At 48.9% G+C, this 15370-nt stretch carries 11 protein-coding genes; 7 read left to right on the forward strand and 4 right to left on the reverse strand.

The window, feature by feature from the left end; genetic code table 11:
- Positions 1–3: 3 nt before the first annotated feature.
- Entirely contained in the window at positions 4–912 is a 909-nt protein-coding gene (locus tag NG796_RS00730) for an ROK family protein (RefSeq protein ID WP_261204150.1), read from the forward strand.
- 82 nt (positions 913–994) lie between these two features.
- Here NG796_RS00730 and NG796_RS00735 read toward each other — a convergent pair whose 3' ends face one another.
- Positions 995–1420 (reverse strand): hypothetical protein, encoded by a 426-nt coding sequence (locus NG796_RS00735; protein ID WP_261203998.1) that lies wholly within the window; start codon positions 1418–1420, stop codon positions 995–997.
- A 49-nt stretch (positions 1421–1469) separates the two neighbouring features.
- Entirely contained in the window at positions 1470–3134 is a 1665-nt protein-coding gene (locus NG796_RS00740; protein WP_261203999.1) for a CTP synthase, read from the reverse strand.
- 451 nt (positions 3135–3585) lie between these two features.
- Between NG796_RS00740 and NG796_RS00745 the strand changes: the two genes are divergently transcribed.
- The 6 genes from NG796_RS00745 to NG796_RS00770 all read left to right on the forward strand — a co-directional run bounded on the left by NG796_RS00745 (position 3586) and on the right by NG796_RS00770 (position 12665).
- On the forward strand, positions 3586–4683 hold the full coding sequence (locus NG796_RS00745) for a DUF1460 domain-containing protein (protein WP_261204000.1): 1098 nt from the start codon (positions 3586–3588) through the stop codon (positions 4681–4683).
- Between the two features lie 87 nt (positions 4684–4770).
- Complete coding sequence (locus NG796_RS00750; RefSeq protein ID WP_261204001.1) at positions 4771–6531, forward strand: N-acetylmuramoyl-L-alanine amidase; 1761 nt, start codon at positions 4771–4773, stop codon at positions 6529–6531.
- Between the two features lie 501 nt (positions 6532–7032).
- The gene (locus NG796_RS00755) at positions 7033–8070 is read left to right on the forward strand and encodes a hypothetical protein (RefSeq protein WP_261204002.1); all 1038 of its coding nucleotides are present in this window, start codon (positions 7033–7035) and stop codon (positions 8068–8070) included.
- Positions 8071–8292: 222 nt separating this feature from the next.
- The gene (locus NG796_RS00760) at positions 8293–9831 is read left to right on the forward strand and encodes a thioredoxin-like domain-containing protein (RefSeq protein WP_261204003.1); all 1539 of its coding nucleotides are present in this window, start codon (positions 8293–8295) and stop codon (positions 9829–9831) included.
- A 423-nt stretch (positions 9832–10254) separates the two neighbouring features.
- Positions 10255–11691, forward strand: a complete 1437-nt coding sequence (locus NG796_RS00765; protein WP_261204004.1) for a NupC/NupG family nucleoside CNT transporter — start codon at positions 10255–10257, stop codon at positions 11689–11691.
- Positions 11692–11864: 173 nt separating this feature from the next.
- Entirely contained in the window at positions 11865–12665 is an 801-nt protein-coding gene (locus tag NG796_RS00770; protein ID WP_261204005.1) for a hypothetical protein, read from the forward strand.
- Positions 12666–12767: 102 nt separating this feature from the next.
- Here NG796_RS00770 and NG796_RS00775 read toward each other — a convergent pair whose 3' ends face one another.
- Complete coding sequence (locus NG796_RS00775; RefSeq protein WP_261204006.1) at positions 12768–13541, reverse strand: circadian clock KaiB family protein; 774 nt, start codon at positions 13539–13541, stop codon at positions 12768–12770.
- Positions 13542–13897: 356 nt separating this feature from the next.
- On the reverse strand, positions 13898–15169 hold the full coding sequence (locus NG796_RS00780) for a type IV pilus twitching motility protein PilT (protein WP_261204007.1): 1272 nt from the start codon (positions 15167–15169) through the stop codon (positions 13898–13900).
- Between the last annotated feature and the right edge of the window lie 201 nt (positions 15170–15370).

Below are 15370 nucleotides of genomic sequence, written 5' to 3' on the forward strand. Positions count from 1 at the left end.
CAAATGACCAATGACAATAATCCCTTCGTCATCGGGATTGATTTAGGTGGGACGGCGATTAAATTAGGACGATTTGAAGCGGATGGGACCTGTAATGAATCTTGGTCTGTAGACACCCCAAAACCGGCGACCCCCGAGGCAGTTTTACAAGTGCTTCTGGAGGCGATCGCTCAAGTGGACCCAGAGAATCAATGTCGGGCAGTCGGGGTGGGGACACCGGGTCCGGTGGATGCTACGGGTCAAATTGCCAAAGTTGCCATTAATTTGGATGGATGGCAGGATGTCCCTCTGGGTTCATGGTTATCCCAAAAAACCGGGAAACCTGTGATTCTCGCCAATGATGCCAATTGCGCTGGATTGGGAGAAGCGTGGTTAGGGTCCGGGCGTCAGTTTCGCAATCTGATTTTGCTCACCCTAGGGACCGGGGTTGGCGGTGCTATTATCCTGGATGGTAAGTTGTTTACCGGCCATACCGGGGCCGCCGGGGAGTTAGGATTAATTACGATTAATTTGTATGGTCCTGACTGTAATAGTGGCAATAAAGGCTCGTTAGAGCAGTATGCTTCAGTGCAAGCGATTCAACGGGCGACTCGGACGACTCCAGAAGAAATTGGTCATGCGGCGCGATCGGGCAACCGGCAGGCGTTGGAGTTTTGGGAAGGGTATGGACATCACCTGGGGGCGGGATTAGCCAGTTTAATTTATGTGCTGACCCCAGAGGCGATTATTATTGGCGGCGGAATTAGTGCGAGTGCGGAATTTTTTATTCCAGCGGCGATCGCAGAAATTGAACGTCGCGTCCTGCCGGTTTGTCGTCCCAATTTGCAAGTTTTAGTCGCTGAATTAGGCAACAAAGCCGGTATGGTAGGGGCAGCTAAATTAGCATGGCAAACCCTAGAGGATAACCTTTAAAACTTTAGGCTTTGAGGATTGCTCTCGTGACGAAAGCTGAATCATCTACTTGGCAAAGGTTTCGTCACGGGGAACAGCCTTTCTATCCGTTTAAATCATGACCTGTGGTTTGTTCAATGTAGTCTACTACCTTCTGATAATCATCCGGATTACTTTGAGGATGGATGATAATTCTCATCCCACTATCCGGTAAGAAAAATGAAATTTTTCCATTACCGGGAGCGCAACAAAACGAACTAATTCGATTCAAATCGATATCGTATTCTTCGCGCTCGTAATGAATTTTAACCCAATGAGAGCCGAGAGAGTATTGTACGGTTTTGTTGATGAAATTGACCACAGTTTGATAAGCCTCGGTATTACTCTGAGGATGAATAACAACAGGAGTGCGACTTTGAGGCAACCAAAAGGCAATCTTTCCGTTTGGCGATCGACAAAAAGCCCCGATCCGCGCTAAATCGACGACGTATGTCTCTCTGTCATAAATGAATTTGACCCAATACGCCACAAAACCTCCTCACTCGGCAATTCAATCCCCTTTACAGCCCAGTTACCCGTTACGATCGCCCAGGAGTGATGGCAGTCGAAATCTCCGATGAAACCGAGGATTCGGCATCATCATCAGATAGGGACCCTAATGCCGCTTGGATAAAGCCTTTAAACAAGGGATGGGGGTTACTGGGTCGAGATTGAAACTCAGGATGGAATTGGGTAGCAATGAAAAAGGGATGAGAAGGCAGTTCGATAATTTCTACCAGTCGTCCATCGGGGGAAGTTCCACTCACCACATATCCCGTTTCAATAAACAGGTTGCGATAAGCATTATTGAACTCATAGCGATGGCGATGGCGTTCGTAAATGACCTCTTGTTGATAAACCGAGGCAGCGAGGGTATCCGGAATTAATCGACAGGGATATAATCCCAACCGCATAGTTCCACCCAAATCAACTACGTCTTGTTGTTCAGGGAGGAGGTTGATAATGGGATTATTGGTATCCGGGTCGAATTCTGCGCTGTTGGCATCGGCTAATTTAGCAACGTGACGCGCCCATTCGATCGCCGCGCACTGCATTCCTAAACATAACCCCAGGAAGGGAATCTGCTGTTCTCGGGCATATTGAATCGCCGCAATTTTGCCATCCACGCCGCGAATACCAAACCCCCCGGGAACCAAGACCCCTTGGACATCTTTGAGAAATTTTTCAGGTCCATAAGCTTCGATATCTTCGGAATTGATCCACCGCAGGTTCACTTCAGCCCCAAAGGCGATCGCCGCGTGTTTAATCGCTTCAATCACCGAGAGATACGCATCACTCAGCCGGACATATTTCCCAACGATCGCAATATCAATGGGTTTACCCTTTCCATACAACCGTTCTACCAGAATTTGCCATTGTTTGAGGTCCGGTTGACGGCGATCGAGTCGCAGTAAATCTAAGGCTTGTTCAGCCAGTCCTTCCCGCTCTAAAATCAGGGGAACTTCATAAATACTGCTGGCATCGGGCGAGGTAATCACGCATTGCACCGGAACGTCACAGAACTCTGACATTTTTTCCTTGAGTCCCGCAGGCAGAGGGCGATCGCATCGACAGACTAAAATATCCGGTTGGATCCCGATCGCTCTAAGTTCCTTTACCGAGTGCTGGGTGGGTTTCGTCTTCATCTCTCCAGCAGCACTAATCCAAGGCACAAGGGTGACATGAATGTACAAAACATTATTGCGCCCGACTTCCTTGCGAAACTGCCGAATCGCTTCCAAAAAGGGTTGGGATTCAATATCCCCCACAGTCCCGCCAATTTCCGTAATCACTACATCCGGATTGGTATTTTTAGCCACCCGTTTGATACGTTCTTTGATTTCATTCGTAATATGGGGAATCACCTGAACCGTTCCCCCCTGATAATCCCCGCGCCGTTCTTTATTCAGGACTGCCTGATAAATCGAACCTTGAGTCACGCTATTGAGACAAGACATGGACGTATCGGTGAAGCGTTCATAATGTCCTAAGTCTAAATCGGTTTCAGCGCCATCTTCGGTAACAAAAACTTCACCATGCTGAAAGGGACTCATGGTACCCGGGTCAACATTAATATAAGGGTCCAGTTTCAAAATGGAGACGGAATAATCCCGGGACTTAAGCAAACGTCCCAGACTCGCGGCGACGATCCCTTTTCCGATACTGGAAACCACCCCACCCGTTACAAACACAAACTTAGTCATAAAATTTACCCAACGCTCTGATTTACGCGCCTATATCCTGGGTTCATTGTGCCACATTTTACGGCAGGAGTACCCTTGATCTGAGTCCTAGAACCTTGAATCCTAACGCTTAAGCAGAGAATGCCCCTTTTTCTGTTCAGGTCATCGGACATCCTTGGATCGGAAACCGTCGGACGGATCATGCCCAACTGATTCTACCGTGAGGATTTAAACCCCATGATTCAGACTTCTGGCAACATTCTAAACAGTCCCCCTTGAATTGGGGGCGGGGGGATCAATCCGGTATTTTGCTGTTGTGTCTATTAAACTTGAACAATTCAGGGCAGATGTTACCCTGGCACAATCGAGGTTCAAACCCAGGACTTTCGGTGCTAGGGTGCAGGGGAATGATGGGGACAAGTTGAGGGAGAGAATCCTGTTGGAGTGAGTCCTTCTATGGAGTGTCCCCATCGTGAACATTATTGATGGGTATGAGCAAATAGAACAGTACATGGAAAAGTCTAGCAATCGACCGAAACTCTTACCCCTGGTCATTATTGGATCTCTGACGGTGTTTCCCACATTTGGGACCCTTGGGGGGACTGTAACTGGGGGTACAACGCCTAAAACCCTGTTGACTTTTATTCCCCAGGTTGCTGAGGTCCCGATCGCCCAGGAGACTCAGGAACCTCGGGAATTACCCCTGATTGATCCCAATGCGGATGACCCGATTGAGGGTCAACTCCAGGACCCGGTTGATTCTGTATCCGAGGACCTGAAGTTTGAACAAATCATGCAAGGGGCCCGTTCCAAAAATTTGAGCCGTCGCCCTCTAAGTGAGATTATCTCCGTGGTAGCGGAACAATTTATCGGCACTCCTTACGTTGCTGGTTTATTAGATCAATCCTCCGATGAAACCCTGGTGATTTCCCTCGCTGGCTTTGACTGTGTATTATTTATAGAAACTGTCCTGGCGATCGCCCGAGGAATTGCGGTGCAGGATTACACCTACCAGGGATTAGAAAAGCGCGTTGAAGAACAACGCTATCGTGATGGCAAACTCACCGACTACTGTAGTCGTCTCCACTATTTCTCAGACTGGATTTATGATAATAGCAAACGCGGCCTCGTTGAAAATATCACCCAATCCCTCGGCGGAATTCCGCTGAATCAAACCTTAAACTTTATGACGGAAAATCGTCAAAGTTATCCCCAACTCGCCGATGATGAGAATTACAACTGCATTCGGCAAGTGGAAGCCAAGCTCAAGGACGTATCTCTCACCTATATTCCCCAAGACCAAATTTCTACCGTTTACGATCGCCTGCAACCGGGCGACATCATCGCCACCGCTACGGATATCGAAGGACTCGATGTCACCCATACGGGATTGGTTTATCAATCGAAAGATGGGAAAATGGGATTTATTCATGCTTCTCCCAGTGGACAAGTCACCGTTTCTCCGGATTTACAATCCTATGTCCAAGCGGTGGACGGTCAAATTGGCATTATTGTCGCCCGTCCCCTAGATACCCGGCCTGCACGCCCGGATACCTTACCTTCTTTGTAAAGGATTACAAGGGAAATTGACTAAATTTATCCGGTCAATTTCCTTTGGAATTCTGGAAGAATTTCGAGTTAGATTCGACTTAAACCCATGCGAAACATTTTTCTGTCCACGGCCCTTGCATCTATTATGGTCACCACTCCTGCCGCTGCCGAACAACAGCTTTTTGTTGCTTATCCACCCCCAGAACACAAAACGACCTCGGACCGCATTTTCTTAATTGGAACCTCTGCACCGAATGGGGAAGTTTTAGTCAATGGTGAACGAATTGACCGCAGTCCTGCTGGACATTTTGCGCCAAGTTTTCCGTTAGAATTAGGGGAAAATGTTTTTACCTTAACCCATCAAAACCAACAACTCCAAATCAAGGTTACCCGAGAGTCTAGCTTGCCTCCGGTTCCTGAAGGGATGGCCTTTGTGGAGAGTTCTCTAACGCCGACGGTTGATATTGCTAGAATGCCCGGAGAGTTGATTTGTTTTGGAGCAATTGCGCCACCGAATGCAACCGTTTCTGTGCAAGTTGGCGATCGCACGATTCCGTTGATGCTCAATCGAGAATCGGTGTCTTTACCTTCTAATTTAGCAGTTTTAACCGGAACTACCGAGCCGAATGTTTCTCGGGAAGCGGGTAATTTTGAAGGCTGTACTACTGCACCGCAAAATCCAGCCAATTGGGGTCAACCGCGTTATCAATTGTCCCTGAATGGACAAACAACAACCCAAATGGCAGCGGGTAAGATTGAGATTGTTTCCCCCAGTCAAATTACAGTGGCTGAGGTGACTGCCGAGGCCGCGACAGCCCGCACCGGACCCAGTACCAACCATTCCCGTCTCACACCGTTACCCAAGGGGACTCGCGCCACCGTAACGGGACGAGAGGGCGAATGGATTCGGTTAGATTACGGGGCTTGGATTAAAGCCGAGGAAGCCCAAATTTTATCAGCCGGGATTCCTCCGCGATCGGCGATTCGCGGTGTGCGATCGCAACAGATTCCCGGCTGGACCGAAGTGCGATTTCCCCTACAAACCGCTGTACCCGTTACCGTTACCCAGGGCGATCGCAACCTCGTTCTCACATTGCATAATACTACCGCTCAAACCGATACCATCGCTTTCAATGACGATCGCCTAGTAGAACGCATGGACTGGCAACCCTTGGGCAGCGATCGGGTAGAATATACATTTCACTTCAAACCCTCACATCAATGGGGATATAAATTGCGCTATGAAGGCACAACCCTCATTCTCTCCCTGCGTCATCCCCCCACCGTCACCGGCAGTCGCAATCAACCCTTAGCAGGGATGAGAATTCTCCTAGACGCAGGACATGGCAGCAGCGAGGACCTTGGTGCTCGCGGACCCAACGGGTATCCCGAAAAAGATGTTACCTTAATTGTCTCCAAACTCCTGCGAGAGGAGCTACAACAGCGCGGCGCTACAGTGTTAATGACCCGAGAAGGAGATGAAGATTTATGGCCGCACGATCGCGTGGAACAAATCGAAGAAAACGAACCCCACCTCGCCCTCAGCGTCCATTATAATGCCTTACCTGACTTCGGTGATGCCATCAATACCGCTGGAATTGGGATGTTTTGGTATCATCCCCAAGCGCATGATTTATCGGTGTTTTTGCATAACTATTTAGTGCAGAAATTAGACCGCCCCTCCTATGGCGTGTTTTGGAATAATTTAGCCTTAACTCGTCCCACGATTGCTCCATCTATTTTACTAGAACTCGGGTTTATGATTAATCCTGTTGAGTTTGAGTGGATTGTAGATGAACAGGAACAAAAAAAATTAGCCAAAACCCTTGCTGATGGAATTGTTGATTGGTACGCAACGACTCGGTAAAATTTCATCCCCCTACCCCAAACCCAGAAACCTGGTTTCTGCGACCCTTGTTCTTCCATTGCTTAATACCAATTGCATTAATAGACTTCTTGCAGAATTGTCTTAAGTCCCCCGATCAATAGACATTCATTCCTCTGGATTCCCCCGTTAAATAGACCTCTTGCAAAAAAAAGGATTGATCCCCCCAAGCCCCTTATTAAGGGGGGCTTTAAGGATTGATCCCCCCAACCCCTCTTATTAAGGGGGGCTTTAAAGAATTTTGCAAGAGGTCTAATAAACATTGATTTCTTTGGCTTCCCCCAACAAGTCAGCATTGATTCCTCTGGCCTCCCCCTTTTTAAGGGGGACGGGAGGGGGATCAATCCGGAATTTGACAAGAGGTCTAAATATTGGCTAGAGATTTGGTATTAGGTTTAGCTTAAGTCTGGATGTTTCATCTTGATAATTAAGATTAAATAGACATTTCAGCATTCTCAATCGGTCATGGAGGTGGCCTCTTGTATGCACTTTGTAGAGACTAAACGAGCCAAAGAATTGAGCGATCGCGCTGTAGAGTTGGCGATCGCCAATCGTCACAGTGAAGCGAGTGCAGTTTTTGTCGAGGCAACTGCAGCGACTCGCGCTATTCGTAAAATGTCCAGTCGAGCCATTGCGTTGTGCGAGTTAGGCGCAGCATTTCACCGAGCCAACCGTCATGATGAAGCACAGGCTCTGTTTGCCGAAGTCCCCCACATTGTTCAGTCCCTTTGGCCTGCTTCTAGTCAAGAAAATGTTCTGAGTGAGCTAGTGGCAGCGTTGGCGCAAACAGGACAGTTTAGTGAAGCTGGCTCTATTGCTGCTTCTTTGAAAGGGGAACAAGCGTCCATCAAGGCGCTGCGGACTTTGGCAACGGCCTTGACTCAAGCAGGACACTTTGAGGAAGCAGCAAATGTGATTCGTTCGATTACCAAAGGTAGTCAGCGAGTCAGTGCGTTTTTAGAGTTGGCCGTAGCATTGGAGAGTGGCGATCGCCTCGATGAAGCCAGCGCTATATTCGCCGAAGCCGCCTCTGTGGCTCGTTCTTTGAACTTTTTGCAGGTTTATTCTCTACTTGATGTGGTGACAACGCTGGAGCAAGTAAACCGACCCAAGGAAGCCGATGCCGTTTTGACTGAAGCAAAAACGATCGCCTATTCTCTTGGCGATGAGGTGCAGCGAGAGAATAGTTTCAAGTACCTGGCACCGGCACTCACACAACGGGGACGTTTTTCTGAGGCCATAGAAACCGCGCGCTCCATGCGCTATGGGGGTTGGCAGGAAAAGGCCCTCTGTGAAATTGTGGCAGCGCAGGCTCGTTGTGGACAGTTATCTGAGGCCACGGCATTGGCCTACTCCATCCGTGGTGATGGTTATCGAGGGGAAGCGCTGAATCATGTGGGTACAGCACTCAAGTTAGCCAAGCGGGATGCGGAAGCGAGTGCCATTCTCTCGGAGGCGGAAGAAGCTCTGAAAGCCGCACGAAAAGCCGAAGCAGAGGCGCTGGCTGAGGAGTTGGATTAAATGTGAGCGCGAGTATCCTCTCCTCAATTGTGCGATCGCGATCGTTGTGACATCTTACCCCGTACCCTCATTTCTGCAACAATTGTTGTTTCATTGCCTAAATGGATCAAAGAAACCGGGTTTCTTACCCCCCGAAAAAATATCGCAGAAACCTGGTTTCTGCGATATTTTTTGCCCCAACGCCTACTAAAATAATTTAGTAAATTTCTTAAAGTGAATCTTATGAATCTTCCTCGGGTGAGAGCGCCAGAATTTCCTTCCCATCAACCTTGGTTAAATTGCGATCGCCCCTTATCCCTCCGCCAATTAAGAGGCCGAATTGTTTTACTAGACTTTTGGACCTATTGCTGTATTAACTGCCTGCATATTTTACCGGATTTAAAATACTTAGAGCAAAAATATCCTGAACATCTCACTGTAATCGGTGTTCATTCCGCTAAATTCGAGAACGAAAAGGAAACAGAAAATATTCGACAAGCGATTCTCCGGTACGATATTGAACACCCAGTGATTGTGGATCAGGAGTTTGAAATTTGGCAACACTATGCGGTGCGTGCATGGCCGACTTTAATTTTAATTGACCCTCTTGGATATGTAGTGCGAATGGTTTCAGGAGAAGGGAAACGGGGGGAATTAGATCAGGCGATCGCTCAATTAATCGCCCAGCAGCAAGCTCAAGGCTCAGTCTCAATTCCCCATCTCAACCCGGTCCTAGAAAAACAGAAAAATCCTTTACTGACCCCCTTAGCCTTTCCTGGAAAAGTCCTCGCGGATGCCGCCAGCAGTCGCCTATTTATTGCCGACTCGGGACATCATCGCATCATTGTCACCACCCTCGATGGCATCGTACAATCCATCATCGGCAATGGCACCCCAGGATTCACCGATGGGGCTTTTTCTGAAGTCCAATTTTTTGGACCTCAAGGCATGACTTGGAATGCTCAGAGTCAGTGTCTCTATGTAGCGGATACCGAAAACCATGCCATTCGGCAAATCGATTTCACCACGGAACAGGTGCAAACCCTCGCCGGAACGGGTGAACAAAATCGCACCTTGGGTCCTCAAGGAGGTCATGGGTTAGAGACGCCCTTAAATTCCCCTTGGGATTTAGAACTGATTGGTGGGGAAGTGTTATTCATTGCAATGGCCGGGTCCCACCAAATTTGGGCGCTGGATTTGATGGATAGTACAGTGGGGACCTACAGTGGCATCGGTGCAGAAGCTGGCATGGATGGAGAACTCGACGAGGCAGCATTTGCGCAACCTAGCGGCATGACCACCGATGATGAGGAACTGTTCGTGGCCGATAGTGAAATTAGTTCGATTCGGGGAATTGGGTTAGGGGATGAACCCCGGGTCCGCACCCTCTGCGGCAGTGGGGATTTGTTTGGATTTGGCGATCGCGATGGGACGGCAGAAGAGGCCCTATTTCAACATTGTCTCGGGATTGATTATGGTGAGGGAGTGCTGTGGGTGGCAGATACCTACAACCATAAAATTAAAACGGTCAATCCTCAAACGGGAGCGTGCAAAACGGTTCTAGGAGATGGAACCCCAGGATTATTAGACGGGAAAAATACCGCTACCCGGTTTTTTGAACCCGGGGGTTTAAGTATTAATGCAGGTATCCTTTATATTGCTGATACCAATAACCATCGCATCCGACGGGTCACTTTAGATACTTTAACTGTCACCACCCTAGAGTTGACTGGATTATGTGCCCCGGGGTTGTGTATTCCTGAGAATTCAGCTAAAGATTAACTACTATAGCACAAGGCTCAGATTGCTTCAAAAAAAGGGACAGGCGGTCTGAAGCCCAGTCAATAAAACCCCGAAATAACCTCCCCAAAAGGGGATTTTATTTTTTATCCCGACACCCAGAGAATTAAAAAAATTTTTTGAGGGCAGAACTAGACAGGACTGCCCAGATAACGTTAGAATTTGGCCCGGGACGTCTAAATTGAAATTCACTTTCGCATTTGATATAAAGAGTCAACAGTTATAGGTTTGAGTCAACTTTTTTCTTAAAGGTTCAAACCCAGTTGGCTACCCCTCAAGAGAAGTGGACAAAACGCACCCACCTCCTCTGATTCCAAACGGTTGGAATGGGGGAGCATTCAACCAGTCCAGTTGGCTTACAGTGGATCACCACACCGTTTACCGTGCGGGAGACGTCAATCGAAAATGAACCCGATATTAAATTTACTCTCATTACTCGGAATCGTGGGGCTATGCTTTATTGCATGGCTGGGTTCCGAAGATCGTCGCATTATTCCTTGGAAGGTTATCTTTTGGGGAATTGGCCTACAAATGGTTGTGGGATTAATTGTGTTTGGCTTGGGGAGCAATCTCGTTGAAGGACTGAGTGACTTGCTCAATGTGGTCTTGGATGCCTCGGAAGCTGGGGCGCAATTCCTCTTTGGAGGACCGGCTTCGATGTTGGTAGCAGACCCCAATTTTGCCGCAGGTCCAGGGCCAGCGGGTCGCTGGATTGCTCGAACTGTAGGCAATCCCTTCGTTGCGGTGGCGGGCGATCGCCTCAGTCCAGATAACCTCAATCCCGGTTTTGCTTATATTCTGGCCTTTCGCGCCTTGCCGCAAGTTATTTTCTTTTCGGGTTTGGTCAGTCTCATGTATCGTCTGAATATTATTCAGCCGGTGGTGAAGTGGTTTGCGGTCATTTTCCAAAAAACCATGAGAATCAGTGGGGCTGAAGCGGTGGCAGGGGCCGCTAATATTTTTGTAGGGATTGAATCGGCGATCGCCATCAAACCCTTTTTGTTAGATATGACCCGAAGCGAACTTTGCGCGGTTTTAACCAGTTGCTTTGGCTCGATCGCTTCTTCAGTCTTGGCCCTGTATGCCGGTTTATTGCGCCCAACTTTTCCCTCCATTGCCGGTCACTTGGTCTCCGCTTCGATTATGACCATTCCCGCTTGTTTCGTGATTTCTAAACTGTTAATCCCCGAAACCGGCGAACCGAAAACCCTCGGTCACATTCCTGACGACAAAACCGGTGACTCCTCTAAACGTGCCAACCCAATGGATAGTTTAATTGGCGGGGCCTTGGATGGGGTGAAAATGGCCGTGGGAATTGCTGCTGCAATTATTGCCATTCTGGGAATGGTTGCCCTAATTAATGCGGTTTTTAGTGGAATCTCCACTCTCGTACTGGGAGCCTCTCCAGCGGGTGACACTTCTTTGGTGACCGAGTTCTTTGCTAATCCTCTCGCCAATCTCCTGGGAATGTTATTTTTACCCCTGACCTTTTTAACCGGGGTCTCCCTCGATTGGCAGGAATTGTGGACTTGTTCTCTGTTGATTGGCCGCAGGCTGTTTGAAACCAATATTCCCCCCTATCAAGCCCTCGGGGTGTTTTCCCAGACTGGGGAAATCAGCGATCGCGCCCTGTTAATCGTCAGCTATGTGCTTTGTGGGTTTACCCATTTTGCCTCCTACGGCATTTTTATAGGAGGGTTATCCGGGTTGATCCCTGAACGTCGCAATGAAGTCGCCTCCTTGGGCTTTAAAGCGCTTTGGGCAGGTACTTTAGCTACATTAATGACCGGATGTATGGCGGGGTTATTTGATATCGGTAACGCTGCTGTTTTAGGCCGCTAGAAGGTGGGTATCGTCACGGGGATAAGAAACTGGGTTGGCTCGCTCTTGCGGGGGGATTGATTAACTCCTATTGTTTTGCAAAAACCCAGTTTCTAACCCATCGGGTATCGATACCCTGGGCGATCGCCTATTTCCTGGATAATCACTCTCATATCAAAACGAGGATGCTCAACATGAAACGAAAGCGGCTTTGGCTGCTCGGTTTGGGGCTGTTAACGGCCCTAACCCTGATGATGGCCGACGATCGGGCCATTCCCCTACAGTCCCAAGTGGGTCTCTCGAATTTACAGTTGAATGCTCGCGCAGCAGAGGCTCCTTTGAAGGGGATTCAAGTTGCTCAAAGAAGCGCTCAAACCCCCCCCTCTCGACAATCTTCCCCCGCTTCCCCCTCTCGCCAATCGGCCCCCACTCCGACTGCGGCCCCGAGTCTCTCTGAGGAAGAACGAGAGGCGAGTCCGGTCCAGTTGAGTGAAGAACCCTATAAAGACCCCGGGGGACGGTTTACGGTGGGACTGCTGGCAGAATATTTACCAGCGGACAATGAAGAAGAGGAAACGGCGGAAAGAGGACCTTTGCAACCCTATAAAATCGGGTCTTCAGCGGGGATTCCGTTAATCGAATCTCCTGATGGAAATTTAGCCTATACGGTGATTGTTCAACCCCTGGCGACAGCCCGAACTTTGAGTAATGAGGAGTTGGCAGAAATTGCCATTGAGGAATTTAAGCGCGGGGAAGGATTTAGCCCCGATGAGTTTAGACCGATCGCCTCGGGAGAGGTGCTCGTCCCTTGGACCGGGATTTTCAATAATAAGACGCCGATGCAGGGGACAATTTTGGTCCGTCAGCGCGATCGCAGTGTCTATGTGTTGCTCATTTCCGCAACGGATGTGGCTGCTTCTAAGCTTGAACCGGCGATCGCCTTATTATTCGAGACCCTCGAACCCCTCACCCCCAACCCCTCACCCAACCCTTAGCAAAACAAGGGGGCGCACAGGGTGCGCCCTTTTTAATCACTCACCCGGGATGAAGCGAGGTTAAAATTTCCCTCACTCATCCCTAATTTTTATCGGATCAACTTAAGATTTCAGACAGCCCAGTAGATTCAGAATTTTATCTTGATCTTCTAAATTTCCGACAATGCGGCGCACGGGCAAGGGCCACATTTTGACCAGGGTAGGTGTAGCGGAAACATGAGCCTGTTCTGCCTGTTCTGGATGTTTAGAAACATCAATCACTTTCAAGGTATAGGGATAGCCTAAAGACTCTTCCAAAAGCTGGTGCAAGGTCTTAAGGGTTCTCTCCGTTGCTCCTGTATGACCCGAAACAAATAACCGGAGCACATATCCTTGAGTCGGGGTTTGTTCGGACAAAGTAAACCTCAACTTCGGGGATAAATTCGGGGGGTGAACGCTGCCCTCGTCTGCGGTTGATTCCAAGCGGACAATCAGCTCATGATTTTCCCAAAGTTGGGGAAACTGCTGACGATAGGTGGCTAACACCATTGGATGACATAACTCTTCGGACCAAGGCGCGATCGCCCAAGTCACGTCTTCCATTTCAAAGATAGCATTCAGCAAGGCTTGATAGCGCAGGACTGAAGCCGAGGCGATCGCGGAGGTTTGGACTTGTCCAGTATAGGGATCAAGCCAGCGGTCCACCGTTGCGGTATAACAAGGAACTAGGAAATGGGGGGGTTCAATTAGCCCCAGCCATTCTTGGAGGACCGCACATAAATTCAGATGCCACCGATTTTTTTTGCTCGGGTCAATACAGTAAATTAGATCTCCACCAGGAGTAAACAGAGCAATCCCTTTAAATAAGGGAGGAAGAGAAGAGGATGGGTTTTTCAACAAATCGCGATCGATTGGATATTAGAGGGGGAATATAGCAGTCCTAAATCTTGTGTAACAAACCAAGGGAGCAAGATGCTTGTCCTACTGTAACAAACCAAGTGAGCCAGATGTGATGCTCCCACGGCAGGAAAAAGCATTAAGCAAATCGATGGCTTAGGTTTGACAGGCTACAAGGCTTTTAACTTTGGCTCCATGACACCACTCATTGAGGGTTGCTATAGGCGATTGAGAAACCGTACAGGACGAAACCCACCGTGGGAAACCCCAGTTATGAAGGGTAAGCAATCGCCCAGTTTGGACCCCTTAACATTCATAACTGTTCGCATCACATCAAAACCTGAGTATCTGAACCTTTAAATGCGACCTCGGAGCATTTGAGCCATTTCGTTCGGAGTTGGCGACTGTTCTAAGGCAATCTCTTCCGTAATTCGCCCTTCTTGATACAACTCATAGAGCGATCGGTTCATCGTTGTCATCCCCTCATAAGTATCTTTCAGCATGATTTGTTGAATCTCTTCATACTGTTCTTTGAGGATATATTCCTTGATGACGTCCGTATTAATCATAATATCATGGAACGCCGCTCGTTTTCCATCGGTTGTTTTACACAACAACTGAGCAATAATCGAAACCAAAATTTCTGAGAGCGAAACCCGAATTGAAATTTGTTCTTCGGCTGAGAACATATCCAGAATCCGAGTTAGGGTTTTAACAGCACTATTCGTGTGCAAAGTTCCCATAACTAAGTGACCCGTCGAGGCCGCTTTAATGGCAATCCCGACCGTCTCCTTGTCCCGAATTTCTCCCACCAACATCATATCCGGGTCTTGCCGCAATGCTCCTTTGAGCGCATTGAAAAACTTCAGGGTGTGCCGACCCACTTCCCGGTGTTTAATCAGGGATTTCTTACTTTCATGAACGAATTCCACCGGATCCTCAATGGTGATCATGTGATAGGCGAAATTCTTATTCATGTAGTCAATCATCGCCGCCATTGTGGTAGACTTACCCGAACCCGTCGGTCCCGTCACCAACACCAAACCCTTGTGATAATGGCAGACTTTTTTAAATACTTCGGGTAAACCCAATTGCTCCATTGTCAAGATTTTGGCCGCAATCAGTCGCAACACCATTGCTGGACCCGCCAAAGAGTCAAACGCACTGATCCGGACCCGCACAAAGCCAAAATCAAACGCCCCGTCAAAGTCTAGGTTTTCCTGAAACTGCTGGATTTCTTCGGTGCTCATGCACTCCCGCAACCAGCTCATAAACGTATTCAGATCCGTAACGGGATAGCCCGCTTCGGTAATATCCCCCCGCTTGCGGAAGCGCGGCAGTTCATTCACGCCCAGATGAATATCGGAAATCCCTTCTTCATTGGCTTGCACCACGAGGTCCCGCAAGGTCGGATGTCCAGGACTCGGGCCAGGACCTTTGGGGGCTGCGGGGGCCGCCGGAGTTGCCGGTTGGGCGGCAGGGGCTGCACCCGCCGGGGGACCTGGAGGCCGACCTGGTGGCGGGGGCGGTGGTGGCATCGGAGGACTTCCAGGGGCGCGGGCTGCTGGGGGCCGACCCGGTGGCGGTGGGGGCGGTGGTGGAATAGGTGGACGCTGAGATTGGGTCATGACTCTCTCTCTTTAACGAACAGGGATTAAAAATTGCGCAGTTGGGTCAGTCTAGGGAATGGGGAATCCAGGCGATCGCGCAGGTCTATCTATCGTGGATGTATTCTAATAAGATAGATCTAACTCACCCCTATCTTTGTCAGAGTTTTCCCAAAACTTGACATCTTTTAACAGAATGGGTGGGTTCCGCCTGTTGTTCAC

This window comes from Laspinema sp. D2d (assembly GCF_025370755.1).
Classification (GTDB): domain Bacteria; phylum Cyanobacteriota; class Cyanobacteriia; order Cyanobacteriales; family Laspinemataceae; genus Laspinema.

Bases quoted from the DNA above. Each gene is read 5' to 3' on its own strand.
- NG796_RS00780 (WP_261204007.1), bottom strand. From the start codon at position 15,169: ATGACCCAATCTCAGCGTCCACCTATTCCACCACCGCCCCCACCGCCA.
- NG796_RS00750 (WP_261204001.1), top strand. From the start codon at position 4,771: ATGCGAAACATTTTTCTGTCCACGGCCCTTGCATCTATTATGGTCACC.
- NG796_RS00730 (WP_261204150.1), top strand. From the start codon at position 4: ATGACCAATGACAATAATCCCTTCGTCATCGGGATTGATTTAGGTGGG.
- NG796_RS00755 (WP_261204002.1), top strand. From the start codon at position 7,033: ATGCACTTTGTAGAGACTAAACGAGCCAAAGAATTGAGCGATCGCGCT.
- NG796_RS00765 (WP_261204004.1), top strand. From the start codon at position 10,255: ATGAACCCGATATTAAATTTACTCTCATTACTCGGAATCGTGGGGCTA.
- NG796_RS00770 (WP_261204005.1), top strand. From the start codon at position 11,865: ATGAAACGAAAGCGGCTTTGGCTGCTCGGTTTGGGGCTGTTAACGGCC.
- NG796_RS00740 (WP_261203999.1), bottom strand. From the start codon at position 3,134: ATGACTAAGTTTGTGTTTGTAACGGGTGGGGTGGTTTCCAGTATCGGA.
- NG796_RS00760 (WP_261204003.1), top strand. From the start codon at position 8,293: ATGAATCTTCCTCGGGTGAGAGCGCCAGAATTTCCTTCCCATCAACCT.